The organism is Mesorhizobium sp. PL10, assembly GCF_053714315.1.
Genome location: NZ_JBSKBR010000159.1, coordinates 1 through 853 on the forward strand (window position 1 = coordinate 1; position 853 = coordinate 853).

Genomic DNA, 853 nt, shown 5'->3' on the forward strand with positions numbered 1-853 from the left:
GACAACCTCGTCGCCGATCGGCAGGCGCTGCAAAACCGACTGGCGAGGCTGTGATTTTGGAGTTTCGAAACGGCATACTGAGCCAGTCTTTTGCCAGAAACCCAGGCTTTGCGAGAAGATTAAACGAACCACAATGGCACTCCCGACAACAAGGCTTGGCTGGCCTCCTATTTGAATTAGCCCGGCTCCAATCCGGATCTGCAGAACCAGTTCCTGACTATGGGTGTTGAAGATGACAACACCGGCCTACAGGGAACGTCTTACGGGACGCCTGTGGTTTCGAGCTATGCCGCCATTTCAGCGTCGGGTTGATAATTGAAAATTCTGCACCGCACCGTTACATGTGGTTCAACATCTTCTTCAGTCAAAGGAGCAGCCATGGCTACCGTGAAAGTCGATATCAATAACTTCCAGTCGGAAGTTATTGAATCCGCAGCACCCGTCGTCGTCGATTTCTGGGCCGAATGGTGCGATCCCTGCAAGATGATTGCTCCGAGCCTCGAGGAAATCTCCGCCGAAATGGAAGGCAAGATCAAGGTCGCCAAGCTAAACATCGATGAAAACCCGGAACTCGCCGCCCAATTGGGCGTGCGCTCCATTCCGACGCTCGCGATCTTCAAGGGCGGCGAAGTGGCCGATTTCTCGGTCGGCGCCAAACCGAAGACAGCTCTTTTGAACTGGATTTCGAACGCTGCCTGATCGATATCGATGAAAAAACCGTAGACTCGATCCGTAAAGCGGTAGGGTTCATAGTGATTTATGGGCGTTTTGTACAGGGCTCAGCCCTTTGAGCTCAGGGCAATCGGGTGAGTTAACACGTGACATATGGCGCCAGTGCTGAATCTGTGAGTCC

At 52.9% G+C, this 853-nt stretch carries 1 protein-coding gene; it reads left to right on the forward strand.

Annotation, left to right across the window (positions count from 1 at the left end; all coding sequences use genetic code 11):
- Positions 1-378 precede the first annotated feature (378 nt).
- A complete protein-coding gene (trxA, locus tag ACWGTO_RS33630) occupies positions 379-699 on the forward strand; it encodes a thioredoxin (protein ID WP_454578973.1) in 321 nt (106 codons plus the stop codon).
- The last annotated feature ends 154 nt before the right edge of the window (positions 700-853 follow it).

What these genes read in the sequence shown, in the direction of transcription:
- trxA (WP_454578973.1), top strand. Translation starts at nt 379, where the DNA reads ATGGCTACCGTGAAAGTCGATATCAATAACTTCCAGTCGGAAGTTATT.